Below are 16,676 nucleotides of genomic sequence, written 5' to 3' on the forward strand. Positions count from 1 at the left end.
CTATTTAATTTCATTTTATGGCACACCGCATCTACATATACAATATCGATTCTACTTCTGGAGAAAATTACCCCAATTATTTGGGTGAATGGAACTATGTGTTACCCCCATTGCTCATTTCACTTTTTGGTTTCAATATTAAGGCAAAAGGAACGCAACTCTATGCAGACCGTGAGCAAGGCATTGTTTTGTTAAGACAATTCTATAATTTATTGGCTGACGAATACCAGTTGCATTATAAAAAAGCCTATTACGAGCCCGTAAACCGACTATTTGCTTTTTTAGAAGCGCTACCTTACGATAAATTTTCAATTGATGGAACTGATGTTTTCAAAATGAATGAGGAGAAACATTCGGTACAAGCTAAAGAATGGGTAGTTGAGATTCAAGAACAGATTAAGTTATATCAATTAGCGATTTCGTCACAAAGCTTAGCTCCTTTACAAGAACTATTGGAAACTTTCGGCTATAAAACATTTTTAGAAGCATTAGAAACTGATTGGATTAATTATGGCTTGGGCTATTGGAATGAAGATGTCTACAAGCATAACTACACCGAAATATTTGAAGAAAATAACTTAAAAGGACTAAAAAATGCAAAAGGTAATTGCATTGTACCTGCTATTTATAACGAAATATTTGAATTTATAGATGGTATTGCTGTCATTCAAAAAGACAACAAATTTGGCTACCTCAATACAGAAGGAACAGAACTGATACCTCCTATTTATGAGGAAGCTTTTGATGCATTTGAAATATATTATGGTGAAATCATCAATTACGATTATGCTTTTAAACAAAAAGTTGGGACTGTTTCCTGCAATAATAAATTTGGGCTTTTGGATATCACGAAGAATCAATTGTTTATTCCTATTGTTTATGAGGAATTAGAACTTATTTTCGGGAATTATTTCAATGCTAAAAAGGATGATCAATACCACTTAATCAATCATAAAAATGAACAAATCATTAAGGAAGAAAGTGAAAGCCCATTTAAATGTGACGGAATTGAGCTATTCTTTTTTAAAGTTAAAGGATCTTCAAAACGCAATTTTTTCAATGCGAATGGTATTTTTATTGGTGAATATGTAGAAGATGTACTACAAACATTGCCTCATCATTTTTTCTATGTAAAACCAAATAAATGGCAGAAAAAAACGGAAATTATACAAGCCAACGGTGAACTACTAGATACAGAAATAGACCAAGTCATCACCTTATCTTATTATCAATCTTTTGCTTATAGAAAAGCGAAAAAATGGTTTCTTTACGACACCCGTCATCAGAAAATATGCTTAGCTGAATTTGATATTCAAAAAATTAAGTTCGATTATTTAGCAGATTTCTTCCAAGATGTCTACATCATAGAAACCTCTGTGGGTAATGGTATTTTTGATGCTAAAAATGATTGTTGGTTGCTTCATCCTCATACCGATTATCTTAAAATCGAGCATCTCGAAAAACATTTCTTAAGTGTGCATCAAAAAGAGGGGGTTCATTACTGGGATGGAGAGCTCAATCATTTGAGCCCAGCGTACGATTATATATCAGAAGCCATCAATTTGGAAAGTAATGAACTTTTTCTCTATCAAAAGGAAGAACTCCTTTGCCTGAACTCTAATAAAGAAATCAGAAAAATAGCAGATGAAGAGATGGGGGAACTATACCATCGAAAATACAATTTAAGAGGTAAAGATTTGGTCCATTTCGATCAGTTTTATGAGCAATGGAAAGCAAACATTGGCCAGGATTACTTTCAATATTTTGATGACGAAAGCTTGTTTCAACTAGGACTAGATTTTTTTAAAGCGGATAAAATTGAGGAAGGCATTGAAGTCTATAAGCTGGGCGCTGCACGCAATCATCCACAAATGATGACGGAACTAGCAATTATCTATAGCAATACCGAAGAAACTCTGCATGCGAATTTGCCATTAGCAATCGATTTGTATAAGAAAGCCGCCACTTTGGGAGAAAGAAATGCCTGGAATAATTTAGGCTATCATTACCAGAATGGTATCGGAATTGAACAAAATATAACGAAAACAATTGAGGCTTACAGCAAAGCAGGTGAATTGAAAAATAGACTGGGCTGGAGCAATTTAGGAGATTTATATTATTATGGAGAGCTTGTTGAACAAGATTATGATAAAGCCCTTGAGTATTATTTGAAAGCGCAAAAATTGTATCAATTTAATTCGGATAAAATAACAGACATCTATTTTACGCAAGAGGATTACAAAAAAGTTTTACCACTACTAAAAAAAGATCGCGAGGAAGAATTTTCACCGATCTATTACGGAATCATGTACGAGCAAGGGTTAGGCGGATTAAAGCTAAACCTTAAAAAAGCCATCTCCTTTTATGAAAAAGCAATGGAAATCAATCATTATCCACATGCTGTAAAACAATTATTGTATCATTATCGCGCAGCATCGGATTTAGCGAATGAAGTGCAATTTAACGCATGGTTGCGCTATGCGGAGGTAAACGAGATTGAAATCGATCGAGAACTTTTAGGGTTAGAACCTCCTAAAAAAGAATCCTTTTTCAAAAAGATATTTAAGAAATAAACTGGCTAATCAGCATAAAACAAGAGCTATGTTCAATCTATTTAAAAAGAATAATTCCTTTCCTAAGGAAACAGAACCTGGGAATGTCTGCATTAAAGGTGATCAGCTCTTTTATGAAGATCATGGAAATGAAGAAGCCGTCGATTTATCAAAACTTAAATACGCGTATATAGAGATTTTAGGGGATAGACCTTTTTTACTCTTGTTTGATTATCATCAACATTATATAGGCATCGCACAAAAAGGCTTTTCGAACACTTATCCACTGTTATCGAAAAGATTTGGTTTTGATGACGTGCTATTCTTCAAGACCATAAATAGCAAAAAGGAACAGAAGCACCGTATTTGGATTAAGGAACAAACCAAAAACTACGAAATTCTACCTACTGTACACAACGATTTTTCGAAAGGATTCGAAGTCCTGTCTCAACCTGCTAAGTTTATCTCTTGGGACACGACCTATCATGAATTCCCAACATTGAATATCGGTCATATCTATGCATCAGAATTTGGTTCTAATTATTTCAAAATAGACTATCCCGTTCGCATTGGTTCGATGATCATTCAAGATCTAGAATTCTATTACGATAATGATCAAAAAAACATTGCTGTTCAAGCTTATTTTACTTCGCTGTATAGCAGTACAAATACCGATGATAGCTACAAAGAAATTCGTGATTTGTGGATGAAGGAAATCCCAACTGATATAGAGGATTTCGGTTACGAAAGAGCAGATCAAAGCTATGTGAGGTTTGATATGAATGACATGCAGTTAACGTTGTCCTACACTTATGTTGCAGCAAACGGTTATGATGATGGAAGTACGACTTTAGGGATCGATAACTTCAGAGATTACGCCGATGTTCTGCTGCAACCTCGCGATGATTTGAAAGCTGAAACTACTAAAATCATTACGTTTAAATTAGGTATGAATTTCTTACCTAAGTACCAAAAGAATCCGAATGTGACCACTATTCCCGATTTAATTTCACAAGAAGCGATGCATCGTCAGGCGCTTTGGCTAGATGTAGCCAATCAGAAATTCGGTTTTACGGGTGATCAATACGCTATTGAATATCAGCTGAAAGACGTGGATTATATCACCATTCAAAATGTACTTCCAGCCAAAGGTGGTGGCTATGTAGAATTGAGCGTACAACCTAAATCAGGCTATTCGGAAGGAATTTATTACGGGGAATTGAATTCCTTGGATGAATATGCTGTGCAAATAGAGCAGCTACTTGGCATAAAAGTCGAAATGCCCGAACCTTACTATAATTGTTAAGCCATCTTAAAGATGCATTGGTCATGAAATTACTTTATATACTCTTACTGCTTCCCATTATGAACTGTTTTGGACAGAACAAATTGAAAGTGGAAACAATTTTGACAAAGTACATTTCTGCTTGTAAACAAACAGAAAAAGGAGCTTATATACGCTATAGACAGCGAGTTCCTATTATAGACATTTTAGAGCCCCAAATAAATATTGTCCATCAAAAAGGTACTGAATTAAAATATCAATTGCAGGGAAATATTAGTTCTGGGGGTATGTCTATTTCTCAAATAAAAACAATTCGTTTAGAAAAGGAAATTATCGAAGACCAACTGATCCTCAAACATATTGTAATGGTTAAACACCCGCCTGGAAAAGAAGGTAACAATGTCATGGGCTACAATTATACGAAAGAAGAAAAATTCAAAATTCCGAATGGAATTAAAGTAATTAAGATTGAGTTGCACGAAGAAAGATTAAATCAACGTACTGGTAGCAAAATCCCAAAAAAACGATTGCTGTCTGAAAAAATTATTGGCGGATGCTAGAATTTTATTAAAAAAGATATGAATAGCATAAAAAAGATTTCCTACAACTATGTAATCTGCTTTTATTTGTTGAATATAGTGTTCAGTATATTCATCATTTCTTTTGAATATAATAAAGGCATACAATATCTAATTTCTACATTGCTTATCTTATTTTTTGGATTCGGAGGCTATTTAAATGCTAAAAAAGGGAGACGAATATTATCCATCTTTTGGGTCTTTATTTTAAATCTTATTTTAGGAATCGCCAGTATATATGCGTTAGAAATTCTTGGAGCCAAATTTAATATTCTTGGTGGTAGCCAAGGTGGTGGTACTGTTTTAATTGTTCTTTTTCAATATGGAATCAATTTATATTTATTCCCATTTATCGAATTTATAGAAACCACAGTTAATGAATCTGCATCAGTTGTATGCATTATAATCTGTTCTCTTATTATTCCTTTAATTGGATATCAAATTGGTAAATTAACGTTTAAAAAATAAACATGATATCAGCAGCTACTTTAAACCTAGAAGGGGCCCTCTTACAACTTGCATTTTTCCTATTTCTAGGCGTAGGGATACTATATACGCTCATCGTTTGGATCTATCATCTGATTAATAAAATAGAGAGAAATGGATCCTACTATGTACGCTCTTTCTTTATTTCCGGCTTCATCGTTCTGTTATTAGCCTTATTCATTTTTTGTATTGCATTACAGATCATTTAATAATAAATACCTTATGGATAATAAAAAAACAGTCTGTAGCATTCATGGCGAACCAGCGGTTGGATTACTTTGCACACATTTAGCTCATAGCTTATTAAATCAATCTCAGGTAGGGTTTCATGAATATAATGATGGTGATCTTGGCCGACCTGATGCATGGTGCAATGAATGCGAAGGAAAATTAGCAAGAGTTACAAATGACGCAGAACAAGAGCAATGGTTCTTGGCATGCGATTACAAAATACTTTGTGCAGGTTGCTGGGACGAAGCGAAAGAAATTGCTAGAAGAAGCGGTACTGCGTAGATCTGACCTGTCTATTTCATAGAAACGAATAGATTAAAAATGAATCAATCTTGTACTGAAAGTAGACCAGTTTGGATACAATAAAGAATCCCGACATATTTTAATATCGGGATTCCTTATTTACGTTACTCTTTTTGTTATTTCATCAAATCCAACTCGACATAAGTGGGATAATGATCCGATATATAATGGGTAAATTCATTTTTTATAACACCACTTTTAACAACCATCTTAGCAGCTCTAGCATTAGCCCAAATAAAATCAATCCGTTTTGGAACACCTGTATCACTTTGTTTAATATGACCGTTTCCATCTTTAAATGTAGGTACAGTACTTTCAAAATTTTGATGTAATAAACGATACGTATCTATAAATCCTGCATCTTTTAGTTTACCTAACACGCTATAATCAATCTGACCATTATTAAGATTACGAATATGTTCATGTTTTACTTCATTTCCCAGCATACCTACCAAAACTTTGTCATCATAATTTTCTTTATCAGATGCATCTAGCGAATTGAAATCGCCCATAATCAAAATAGGTTCATTTGCAGGAATTTCCTTTGCTTGAGCCAACACATCGGCCACTTCTTTTAATCTTTTTTGATAGTTAAAAGGTGAAAAATGGATTACAAAAAAATGAATTCCCTTTATTTTAGCATAGATGTAACTATGCCACATATTTTCTGTGACTTTACGAAAATTGACCAATGGATATATTGATGTTATGGCAACTGGAAAACCATCTTCTTTAGATTGCAAGACATAATCATGTTTTATTTGTTGACCCAATTGTTCCAATGTTTTCTGAGTGTATCCATTCATTTCTTCAAATGCAATCACATCAGGATTCCAATCTTTCGTAAAGTTGATAAATCGATCAATATTGACTGAATCTTTTTTGAGTCCATAAAGCACATTATAGGATACGATTTTCAAGTGCTCTTGTGCAACAGAAATCTGGGCACTGATCACCATAAACAGGATCAGTAACATGTTAGATGATATATTTTTTTTCATAATATTAGCATTAGAGAACCGTCAGGTTCCATTCTTATTTGTTATTAATAAAACAGATATGAGTAAGGTTCGGAGACCTTACTCATGAAAACTAGATAAATCAGCAACTATGTCCCTGATTTATCCCAACCCTCATTTTGTTCCAATTTATCATTCAATTGAAGTTCTTGGGTAGGAATCGGATAGTAATAATCTTTTGATTCTATCCATTTTTTATCAATGTCTGGTAAATTGACGATACGTCCACCATTATTCCCATTTTCTAATACAAGTTCTCCTAATTTTTGATATTGAACACCTGGCTTTCTTGTTGGTGCTGTCCCTTGGTAAATCACTAAGTCCAACTTACCATCTTGGTCCAAATCATATTCCCCTGCTCCCGGAAAATACATTCCATAGAAAGGTTGTGCGACCTTTGTACCCTCCTTCCAACGTAATAGATCTTGATATCGTAAACCTTCTTTCACCAGTTCAATGCGACGTTCCCGACGAATCTCTAATATAGCACCTGTCTGTCCACTTTTAGTTACATTAGGATAGCTTGCCAATAAATATGGGTCTGGAGTTGCAATCGCATCACTTAGCAAAAGATTAGGCATCGCAACACGGTCACGCAGTAGTTTGATACTTCTATCGATATCAGACTGCGTCAAATTTCCTAATTCAGCTTTTGCTTCAGCATAATTCAATAATACTTCAGCATATCGGATAATGGGCATATCATTGCTCGACTGCCCAGCATCAAACGCAGGAGCTAGAATATACTTGATATATTGATATCCTGTGACTGATGTTGCGAAATCAGGGACTGATGTAGTAGTAGCACCAATCCTTTTATAACCAGGGGTACGAATGGTCTGAGATAAGCGCGGATCCCTATTTTGCGTCTCTTCATAGAAACTTATCTTTTCAAAATTTGGCTTGTCAGTAAAGCGAGTACCATTCTTCATCAGGTAACTATTGACCAATTGCTTAACCATTCCTGGTCTGCCGTAAGATGCTGACAGGATATAAAAGTTGGCCGAATGCACATAGGGTACCGCAGCATTATACTGTCTGGATAAGATTATCTCAGAAGTAATGGCATCCTCTGCAATAAAAAGTTCATGATAAGCCGTATTCACATTGCTTTTGTAGATACTGTAGGTATTAGATTTCATCAGCTCATCAGCAGCTTTTACTCCCTCTTCCAGTATGGCTTCCCAATCTCCTAAACCATGATATTTGCGAAATGTACCTTCGAAAAGACACATTCTAGACTTATAGGCCAATGCTGTCCATTTGGTGATAAGTTGTCCATTTTTCGTATCGCTACAGTTTGCAATAGCATAATCGAGATCTTCTAAAACCTTTGCAAAAACTACTTTCCGAGAATCTCTAGCTTTGAACATGGCAGGATCATCTAGTTCGTTCACGGTTTCGTACAAAGGCACATCGCCGAATCGCTGAATTTTGTCAAAATAGAAATATGCTCTAAAAAAGCGAGCTACTCCGTCATATTGCAAACGCGCTCCTTCGTCAGGACATTTATGTGAATTAGCTAAATAAAAGTTGATCTTGCGCAGGACAGTCCAAGACCATCCTCCGTCACTAGAAGGAGTAGTTCGCGTGCCCTGAAATTCGGCAGCTAATGTATTTCGAGCCTCATCATCACCTTGACTAGGATTGTTATAATGAATAGCTAGTGCATCTGGCAGATCACTATAAAAAGCGTTGGTATAGGTTTGTAATTCTGATGCTGTACGAAAATAATTCTCTGGAGCTAGCTCAGATAAAGGGTAACGCTCGAGATATTTATCGTTACAGGAATTTAGGAGAAGAACTGCTGCGAATGCCGCAAATTTTATATAGGTGTTGTTCGTTTTCATTATTTAATTGGTTATGCGATTTACAATGAAACTTGTACTCCAAATGAAAATACTCGACCTACAGGATAACTTCTTCCTGTATTATCTGTCATCACTTGTTCTGGATCGATGTAATCTGTCTCTAACTTAGTCCAGGTATGTAGGTTTTCCCCACTAAAAAATACACGCAATTTATTGATGTGTACACGCTCTGTCAAAGAAACAGGAAGTGTGTATCCTACAGTCAGATTTCTCAGTTTCAAATAAGCGATATCTTGGATATACATATCATTGGCAACAGATAGTTCCGAATTCTGAGCAGTATAGCCCCTTAAGAATGGGAAATAGGAATCAGTATTTTCAGGAGACCAAATCTTATCTTGAAAATCAGCTGGGATGAAGGAATCATAAGGTCTTGCATATACGGACCAAAATGCTTGAGCTTCGAGATTTGGATACCAATTTTGGCGACCGACTCCCTGAAGAAAGATGGAAGCATCGATTCCATTCCAGTTGGCAGATAAATTGAGTCCATAGGAATAACGCGGCTGATCATTACCGAGAATAGTCCGATCTCCAGGATTGTTCAACGTATTATCGCCTGCATTAATAATACCGTCTCCATTCAAATCCAAAATTTTAATATCGCCGGCCTGCAACATCCGAAGATCTGCTGTAGGTGCTTGTACACGTCGTCTGTTAATTTGATCCTGATTGACAGTCTGAGCATAGGCTTGGGCTTCTTCAGTAGATTTAAAAAATCCATCATATTTATAACCCCATATTTCACCTAATTTTTGCCCTGTATAATAATTGTTCAACAGACCTGCATCATTAGCAAATTTTGTAATCTCAGCCTGATAATCGGATAGCATACCGCGCACAGAATAATGAAATGCTTTTCCCGCTACAGCGAATTGATCTTTCCATAGTAAAGAAACTTCAAATCCTTTGGTCTTGAGATCCGCAGCATTTTCTTTAGGCTCTGCTGCTCCGAAAACTGCAGGTTGTGTTTTCCCTCTACTGAGCATACCTTTTGTCTGCCGTACGTATATGTCTGATTGAAAATCCAACCGATTGTTGAACATACTGAAGTCCAAACCGAGATTACTGGTGGTAATCTCTTCCCAGGTCAATGTTGGAACTACAGGTGCTGGATTATTGGCAACATTCAATTTTTGCCCATTGACAAGATATGAGATCTGACCTGTACCCATTGATGAGATATAAGCATAGGTACTTACTTCTTGATTTCCTAAGGATCCATAAGAATAACGCACTTTTAAATTATTGATGGTGTTTTTCAACGGTTGGAAAAATTTCTCTTCACTGATGCGCCAACCTGCAGAAAAAGATGGGAAAAATCCGAAACGACTATGTTTAGGGAAACGCGAAGTACCATCATAGCGTCCGCTCACCTCTAACAGATATTTCCCTAAATAATCATAATTTAATCTATAAAATCCACCTCGAATGGCCCACTCATCCGCACCACCTTCAAATTGTTTTTCGCCAATGACCAAGTCTAGATCATTTAAGCTTTCAGAAAGTAAATCTTGTCCGATTCCGCCGATTCTTTTGTAGGCCCGATCTTCTTGATTGAATCCTGCCATTACGGTCAAATGATGATCCGCAAAATCTTTTTTATAAGTAGCAAATACATTGATAAAATGCCATGCATATTTACTCATACTTTCTCGCAGTTTATCTTGATTTAACTGCGAAAGAGAAGACAGCTCCATTACTCCTGGATATTTGGAGTAAAATTGCTTCGTCTGTCTGTAGGAATAATCAGATCTATACTCACGGTAGGAATAGTTACCGGTAACACTCAGACCTTTGCCAAGCTTAACAACCGCTTCTGTCATATTGGTAAACTCAGTACCGCGGGTGTACCCTTTCATATTGCCACTTTCAAGGGCATTGTGCAGCCCATAACCGATTGGATAACTATTGATCCCTGAATAGCCTGTTAATGTCCCATCAGGATTGCGTGGAACATACATGGCATGATAATGATAGGTTGGACTGTTACTGACATTATTAGCAACCGTACTAAAATTATTTTCCAATCCTGCCCAATCATAAGATGATTTAAAAAAGTGAGTACTGTTGCTTATAGTCAACCATTTTTTAACATCACTGGCGATATTAGCTCGTAAATTATATCTCCCAAACTGATCAGGATCAATATTAAAAATACCCTGTTCACTAGCTTTTGATCCGGACAGTGCATATCTGGTATTTCCTGTAGACCCAGAGAACGAAAGGTTATGTTCACTCTTTGGTCTAGTTTCATCATATAGGTAATTGAACCAATTAAAATTGCCATAATAGCGATTTATATCCTGGCCACTTGCATCTTTTTTAACAACGACCCAAGGACGATCAGGATTTTCTACTTTATCATTGACTCTAGCTAATAACTCTTCATAATCCTCATCGGTGTATCGTGTGGTACGATATCCCAACGCATTGTACATCGCATCATCATTGAGTTTGGCATTCCAATATCCACTGGTTATAAAGTCTGTATTAGTAGCATGTTTGGTAAATCCGATGTTATTACTATAATCAATAGTAGATTTACCATCTTTCCCTCCCTTCTTAGTGGTTACTAACACCACTCCAAATGCTCCACGTGCCCCGTATACTGCAGCTGCGGAAGCATCTTTTAATACCGTCACCGATTCCACATCATTTGGATTTACGCGATCTAATGTACCTAATATACCATCGATAAGGATCAGTGGACTTCCACCATTAATGGAGGTATTACCACGTATATTTACAGTTCCACTGTTTCCGGGTTTTCCAGATCCAAATACAATATTTAAATTTGGAATACTTCCCTGCAATGCCTGTGTTAATTGGGTGACGGGTCTATCCTCAAATTCTTTACCTGATATTTGACTAACTGCTCCAGTCAAATTGACACGCTTTTGCTCTCCGTAACCAACCACAACAACTTCATCCATCGCTGTAATCGCAGGATTCATATAAACAATCAAATCTGACTGATTATTTACAGTGATTTCCTGCGGTTGGAAACCTACAATTGAAAATTGCAATTGTACATTATTACCTGACAATTGAATTTCAAATTGTCCGGTTTCAGAACTACCGGTTTTATTTGACGTACCCTTTTCGGAAACCGTTACATTACCTAATGGTTGACCAGCTGCATCTAAAATTTTCCCCTTAATTTTACGTTGTTGGACAAGTTCTACAGGAACTGAAATTCCAGTTGAGATAGCAGTCATCGGCAATGCTTTACTCAACACTACATTATTATCAACAATCTTATATTTGATCTGATACTTGACTAGAATATCTTTCAGTACAGTTTCAAATGGTACGTTACGATAATTGATATCTATTCTTTTTGTATTGGAAACGAGCGATTCTTTATACAGAATATTGAAACCACTTTGCTTTTGTAAATCTTTTAGTAGCGTCTCCAGTTTAACATTTTGCTTCTTCATGTTTATACCCTGACCATAAGTAAGGGCGCTCACGTGTAAAGCTGTGGCAAATAATAATGGCAGTGCGATTGACAATTTCATAGCCAATGGGTTAATGGTGAAGGTTTGCCTAAAATCCATAGGCATTCCACACCGATTTTTTTTGTACTTTTGCATACGGTTGATATTGATTTTATACTGTTAAGATTTATTCGGCCTCTGTCTTTTTAAAAGACAAAACTTCAGGGGCGGTCGCAACGCTCCTGAAATTTTTCACATATGTCATTATTTCATTACATAAATTCTCCTTCCTTTTAATTGGAAATGTATACCTCCCACCAACTCAATAGTTTGAAGTAGTCGATTAATATCTTCGTATTTGGAAATTGTTCCAGAGAATTGAAAATCGGTCAATTGATCTTTAAATATAACTTCAACATCATACCATCTACTTATCGTTGCCATCACTTCTTCAATTGCTATTTTTTCAAAAGCAAATTTCCCATCTTTCCAAGCAGAAAAATAAAAAGGGTCAACTTGTATTTTCTTTACGCGCTGATCAGCACTATTAAATGTGGTTTGTTCGTCAGGTAATAAATACTGTTCTTCTTGACTACCATCCTTAAAGTTCAATTTCACTTTACCCTCTAATAATGTGGTGACAATATTTTGTCCATAATTTTGCAAATTGAAGACTGTACCTAGTACTTCCAATTTTTGAGCTCCCGTATGGATGATAAATGGTACGCGTTTTCCTTGATAAATTTGTTTCGCAATTTCAAAATAGGCCTCACCAGTCATTTCAATCTCCCGGATCTGTTTATTGAATTGAACAGGATATCGAAGGACTGTCTTAGCATTTAACCAAACCCTTGTCCCATCTGGTAAATTTAATTTATACTCCCCCCCTCCAGGTGTCACAATGGTATTGTATACCAATTTTGACACTTCATTGCTTGGATATTTTGCGCGATAAGATATGGAACCATCTGCAGTTTTTACAATTTCAAAATCGCCATTATCGATAACAGTATCACCTTTAATTTTTTCCAAGTCAATGCGTGATCCATTCTCTAAAATAATTTGGGCTTTATTTGTACCTGGTAAAACTTCCATCTCCGCATCTACAATTTGGTTATATGCTAAATTATCAGTCTTATTATGCTCATTCCAAATTAGGAAAGCTACTATTCCGACCAATAACATTACTGCTGCAGCTACTATGCTCTTAATTATTTTTATTTTGGAAGATGAATGATTTGGTATATCGGTTAAAACATCTTTTACGCGCTCATCATTTTTTATTTTGAAAAATAAAAAAGCTGAATCGGGTTCTTTAAAAGAAGTATTCTCATCCAATTCTTCTTCCATCAGCTGTTCCCAAGCTTCCAAAAACTCTGGATCTTCAAAATACTTGGCAAAATTTTCCTTCGCAGTTCCTTCAAGGGACCCTGCATAGAATTGACGGATAAGTTTTTTATAAGCTTCTACTTTGGACATCTTGTATTTATTGTACGCTATGATATTAATCGCACTAAAATGAAAGATGGACTAGTCAAAAGATGTTTTTTATAAAAAATATAAAAAATAAGATATTTTCTAGCCTTAAACGGACAAAATGATAAGCAGCAACAAGGTGATTCCGTACCGTATTTTTTGAAATCCCGATTTTATCTGATATCTCAGAATAACTGAGTTCATCAATCTTACTCATCCGAAAAATAAGCTGCTGTTGCGCGGGCAATTGATTAACTATAGTATCTAAAAACACAATCAAATCCTTATCTTCAATCTGTTTTCCCAACTGATCATGTGCTTCGTCCCATTGCGAGTACTGAGTTAATTGAAACCGTTGACGAACGACTTCTTTTCTAAATGCAGAAATAGCCATTCTTTTTGCAACGATAAATAGAAAAGGATAAATTGCTTGAACATCTGGTATATCATGACGCTTGACAAAGAGTTGAATAAAGACTTCCTGTAATATCTCTTCAGCATCAATATGGGAAGGACAAAGTCTACATAATCTTTGGAATAAGATGGGCTTGTAATATTCGAAAATCTTATAGAAAGCACGTTCATCTCCTAATTTAAAGCGATTAAACTCATCTAAACTACACGAAATTCCTTTCACATCCATTATAATATGACTCTTGGGTTATTTTTGGTTAAAGTAACGAAACTGATATTAAATCTATATAAATATAAGGTTATATCAAAATGAAATTATATCATTACATCCCAAATTGTCATTTATTTTGCATTCGAAATTACCATTTATATTATTCCATGTAAAGAGATACCCAGGGGACTCCATTACATGGGATACTATTTATAATCATCTCTATATATACGCTTACTGACCGTGCAAAAATGATCGTTTACCGAGTTTCTCTCCTCGTCCACCTATTTTCAATAATCGCTGAAAATATATAGTACTACTTTTGAATCATAAACAAATACATAAATTGATTTAACATGAAAACTAAAACAAACTTCGAAATCAATAGCAAAACAATCACAAATGTTTTTCAAAGAGCATTTGATTCGCTAAAAAATTCCAAATTAAAGATTACTTCTAGTATTGGAAAAGTATACATCCATATTTCACTACTATTGGCAATAGTTATTGGTATTATATTTCCTGTAGCTCTTATCATATTAGCCATATTAACAGTATTTTCAAAGCTTACTATTTCTATTGAACAAGAAGTAGAACAACCATCGCAAAGTAACAAAATCATAGAATTGAAATAATTAAGAATGAAATCAATAGCGTGCACCTAGCTATTGATTTCATCTTTTATCAGAGATTACGAGGTGCCAATCAACGATTGTACCTTCATAATATGGTTTTCCATTTTTTCGTTATTCCCTATCTGCATTAATTGTGTTATTGGTATCGAATAGTTTATTTATTCTGGGTTGAATAATCCATATCCCTATGGGAAAAAACCAAATTAGAAAAAACTCTCCCGCACAATCGTTAAAGGTTACAGTCCTTTGAAACTCAACAGCCTTGAGTGCTTTTGCATTAAAATAAAGGCAATAAAAAATACAGTACATAGAGAATAAATGGAGTGGAATTATTAAAACAAAAATTGCGAGATTTGGATGTTCGCCTACAGAAATGTCAAATATACCACCGAACATAAACACGGAGAAGAATAACATATACACAAGAGGAATAAAAACAAAAATCTTAAACTTAGTCAAGTTCATCTTCGCTGTCTTTGGAAGTTTCCTATGAAGACTTGTTCCAAGAGTATATAGCCACCCGAAAAAAAGCCCCATAACTAAAATAAGCAGAATTGGAAACGCGGTAGAAATAAATGTTAGGTTGCTACCTGTCAACATGTAACCTATTGTGATGAGCTGTAAAATCATTGGAAGTCCCACTAGAAGTCCGAAAAGTTGCCAGTGTTTTAGTGTCAGAAGTTTTGTCATCTTACTTTTTATTTAAATTATTATTTGCTTGTGCTACGTACGAATTAATTGCTAGTCGTTACGAGCTTTGCATTCGAGAGGGCTTCATAAGATTTCCTCAAAATTTTATTGAGAACATGGAACCTAGTTGACCGCAAAATCGTCTCGACATACGAAAAACACTCATTTCAAATGTACTATCAATTTTAATCTTTCTCTTCATTGCATAACTAGCATTTAAATTGGCTAGCGTCTATGAGTTTATAGAGGGAGATAAAATTCTGGTTAAAATTTTAAGCGAAAATTGTTTTGTAAAAAGTATGGTTCACTGGCTGATGCAAAAACAGTTTAAGTAGTTGTCAAGATAGAAAAATATGCTATGCTTACTAATTTGAAATAAATATTTTCTTCTTTGCAATATCTATGGTCAAAACTTTACCTAACCAATCTATACTAGTTTTGCCTTCATATATCAACCCCTCAACAAAGGCAATGTCTAACTCTTCTAGTTGTAGTTGTTTATCTACTGTATTTAATTTTGCTAGTTTCCCGTGTAATATATATTTTGCTTATTAAAGTCGCTTGTAATGGGGACGGGGTTAAAATCTGCTTTATTTAATGCCAACGGTTCCAAAAATTTGGAACTGAACCAATATGAATTTTTCCCAGCTCCGCTATCCAATAAAGTTTGGATTATCAAGGAGTCGTTCAGTTGCACATAGGTAAAGATATCAATAGCTTTCCCTGCGTAATCTCCTACCTGAATATCGATACTTTTTTCATTTTTTGTCGACTTATCAAAAAGGATTGTATTGTTGATATAATCAATAGTAATTGCTGTTTTTCGAAAAGGTTGTAATGAAATCAGACCGTCTATGTCTCCTGCTTCTAGATCTATAATAGCATATTGTTGATTGTCAAAGTCTTTATTATTGATTTTAACACTTTTCGCATTGTACAAGTCAAGGTTAACTTGTTCTCCAGTGGCTCTGTGCCCAACAAAAAAATTGTTTGTTTTTTGATTTTTTAATTTTTGAGAAAAGTTAAAAAAAAGAACATTTAACCCTGCCCCTGTGTCAAAGATAAATTTCCCTTCTACATCATTTATTTTAGCTTTAATGATAATATGTCCGCTTTTGTTGATTTCGAAAGGAATCTGTGCATTCATTTTTGTAGAAAAAAATAAAAGTATAATAAGTCCAATTATTGTAACAATCTTTTTTTTCATTGCCGCCTTTTTAAATTACTATTAATGTTTTGTTTTGCCTAACGGCTGATAATTGGAATACGTTAGCTCAAATAAAAATTGAATTAATGTTTAAATTTTGGAGATAGCTTCGCCCTCTTTAGTATTTATTAGCCTTCGGAGTAATCAAGCACAATAAGATTTATTTACTATAGATAATTAAAATTGTTCCCTTCTTTACAAACTGTTAAAGCCTTATATTTAGATATATAAATATAATAAAAAATTTATAGATTAAATATAATGACTTATAATCT

13 protein-coding genes are annotated in these 16,676 nt (G+C 34.9%); 6 read left to right on the forward strand and 7 right to left on the reverse strand.

The window, feature by feature from the left end; translation table 11 throughout:
• The first annotated feature begins 17 nt into the window (after positions 1–17).
• The 5 genes from KO02_RS13300 (at position 18) to KO02_RS13325 (ending at position 5,414) form a co-directional block, all read left to right on the forward strand.
• Entirely contained in the window at positions 18–2,573 is a 2,556-nt protein-coding gene (locus tag KO02_RS13300; protein WP_051959937.1) for an SEL1-like repeat protein, read from the forward strand.
• Between the two features lie 28 nt (positions 2,574–2,601).
• Positions 2,602–3,858, forward strand: coding sequence for a hypothetical protein (locus tag KO02_RS13305; RefSeq protein WP_051959938.1), 1,257 nt, complete (start codon positions 2,602–2,604; stop codon positions 3,856–3,858).
• 23 nt (positions 3,859–3,881) lie between these two features.
• Entirely contained in the window at positions 3,882–4,397 is a 516-nt protein-coding gene (locus KO02_RS13310) for a hypothetical protein (RefSeq protein WP_038699021.1), read from the forward strand.
• A gap of 18 nt (positions 4,398–4,415) precedes the next feature.
• Positions 4,416–4,883, forward strand: a complete 468-nt coding sequence (locus KO02_RS13315) for a hypothetical protein (RefSeq protein ID WP_038699023.1) — start codon at positions 4,416–4,418, stop codon at positions 4,881–4,883.
• 240 nt (positions 4,884–5,123) lie between these two features.
• A complete protein-coding gene (locus KO02_RS13325; protein ID WP_038699027.1) occupies positions 5,124–5,414 on the forward strand; it encodes a hypothetical protein in 291 nt (96 codons plus the stop codon).
• Between the two features lie 137 nt (positions 5,415–5,551).
• Here the strand turns inward: KO02_RS13325 and KO02_RS13330 are convergent, their stop codons facing one another.
• The 5 genes from KO02_RS13330 to KO02_RS13350 all read right to left on the reverse strand — a co-directional run bounded on the left by KO02_RS13330 (position 5,552) and on the right by KO02_RS13350 (position 13,887).
• On the reverse strand, positions 5,552–6,436 hold the full coding sequence (locus KO02_RS13330; protein WP_081918384.1) for an endonuclease/exonuclease/phosphatase family protein: 885 nt from the start codon (positions 6,434–6,436) through the stop codon (positions 5,552–5,554).
• Positions 6,437–6,543: 107 nt separating this feature from the next.
• Entirely contained in the window at positions 6,544–8,304 is a 1,761-nt protein-coding gene (locus KO02_RS13335) for a RagB/SusD family nutrient uptake outer membrane protein (RefSeq protein ID WP_051959941.1), read from the reverse strand.
• Between the two features lie 20 nt (positions 8,305–8,324).
• Complete coding sequence (locus KO02_RS13340; protein WP_158500296.1) at positions 8,325–11,849, reverse strand: TonB-dependent receptor; 3,525 nt, start codon at positions 11,847–11,849, stop codon at positions 8,325–8,327.
• A gap of 183 nt (positions 11,850–12,032) precedes the next feature.
• The gene (locus KO02_RS13345; protein WP_051959943.1) at positions 12,033–13,247 is read right to left on the reverse strand and encodes a FecR family protein; all 1,215 of its coding nucleotides are present in this window, start codon (positions 13,245–13,247) and stop codon (positions 12,033–12,035) included.
• Positions 13,248–13,302: 55 nt separating this feature from the next.
• On the reverse strand, positions 13,303–13,887 hold the full coding sequence (locus KO02_RS13350) for an RNA polymerase sigma factor (protein ID WP_038699029.1): 585 nt from the start codon (positions 13,885–13,887) through the stop codon (positions 13,303–13,305).
• 338 nt (positions 13,888–14,225) lie between these two features.
• Here KO02_RS13350 and KO02_RS13355 point away from each other — a divergent pair, with 338 nt between their 5' ends.
• Entirely contained in the window at positions 14,226–14,504 is a 279-nt protein-coding gene (locus tag KO02_RS13355) for a hypothetical protein (protein WP_038699031.1), read from the forward strand.
• Positions 14,505–14,615: 111 nt separating this feature from the next.
• Here the strand turns inward: KO02_RS13355 and KO02_RS13360 are convergent, their stop codons facing one another.
• Positions 14,616–15,194 carry a hypothetical protein gene (locus KO02_RS13360; protein WP_038699033.1) on the reverse strand — a complete coding sequence of 193 codons (579 nt, stop codon included), beginning with the start codon at positions 15,192–15,194 and terminating at the stop codon, positions 14,616–14,618.
• A gap of 520 nt (positions 15,195–15,714) precedes the next feature.
• Positions 15,715–16,401, reverse strand: a complete 687-nt coding sequence (locus tag KO02_RS13365) for an aspartyl protease family protein (protein ID WP_038699035.1) — start codon at positions 16,399–16,401, stop codon at positions 15,715–15,717.
• Positions 16,402–16,676: the final 275 nt, after the last annotated feature.

Source organism: Sphingobacterium sp. ML3W (assembly GCF_000747525.1).
Lineage (GTDB): Bacteria > Bacteroidota > Bacteroidia > Sphingobacteriales > Sphingobacteriaceae > Sphingobacterium.

Coding starts and splice junctions, on each gene's coding strand:
- KO02_RS13360 (WP_038699033.1), bottom strand. CDS start 15,194: ATGACAAAACTTCTGACACTAAAACACTGGCAACTTTTCGGACTTCTA.
- KO02_RS13340 (WP_158500296.1), bottom strand. CDS start 11,849: ATGAAATTGTCAATCGCACTGCCATTATTATTTGCCACAGCTTTACAC.
- KO02_RS13330 (WP_081918384.1), bottom strand. CDS start 6,436: ATGAAAAAAAATATATCATCTAACATGTTACTGATCCTGTTTATGGTG.
- KO02_RS13345 (WP_051959943.1), bottom strand. CDS start 13,247: ATGTCCAAAGTAGAAGCTTATAAAAAACTTATCCGTCAATTCTATGCA.
- KO02_RS13300 (WP_051959937.1), top strand. CDS start 18: ATGGCACACCGCATCTACATATACAATATCGATTCTACTTCTGGAGAA.
- KO02_RS13325 (WP_038699027.1), top strand. CDS start 5,124: ATGGATAATAAAAAAACAGTCTGTAGCATTCATGGCGAACCAGCGGTT.
- KO02_RS13335 (WP_051959941.1), bottom strand. CDS start 8,304: ATGAAAACGAACAACACCTATATAAAATTTGCGGCATTCGCAGCAGTT.
- KO02_RS13315 (WP_038699023.1), top strand. CDS start 4,416: ATGAATAGCATAAAAAAGATTTCCTACAACTATGTAATCTGCTTTTAT.
- KO02_RS13305 (WP_051959938.1), top strand. CDS start 2,602: ATGTTCAATCTATTTAAAAAGAATAATTCCTTTCCTAAGGAAACAGAA.
- KO02_RS13350 (WP_038699029.1), bottom strand. CDS start 13,887: ATGGATGTGAAAGGAATTTCGTGTAGTTTAGATGAGTTTAATCGCTTT.
- KO02_RS13365 (WP_038699035.1), bottom strand. CDS start 16,401: ATGAAAAAAAAGATTGTTACAATAATTGGACTTATTATACTTTTATTT.
- KO02_RS13355 (WP_038699031.1), top strand. CDS start 14,226: ATGAAAACTAAAACAAACTTCGAAATCAATAGCAAAACAATCACAAAT.
- KO02_RS13310 (WP_038699021.1), top strand. CDS start 3,882: ATGAAATTACTTTATATACTCTTACTGCTTCCCATTATGAACTGTTTT.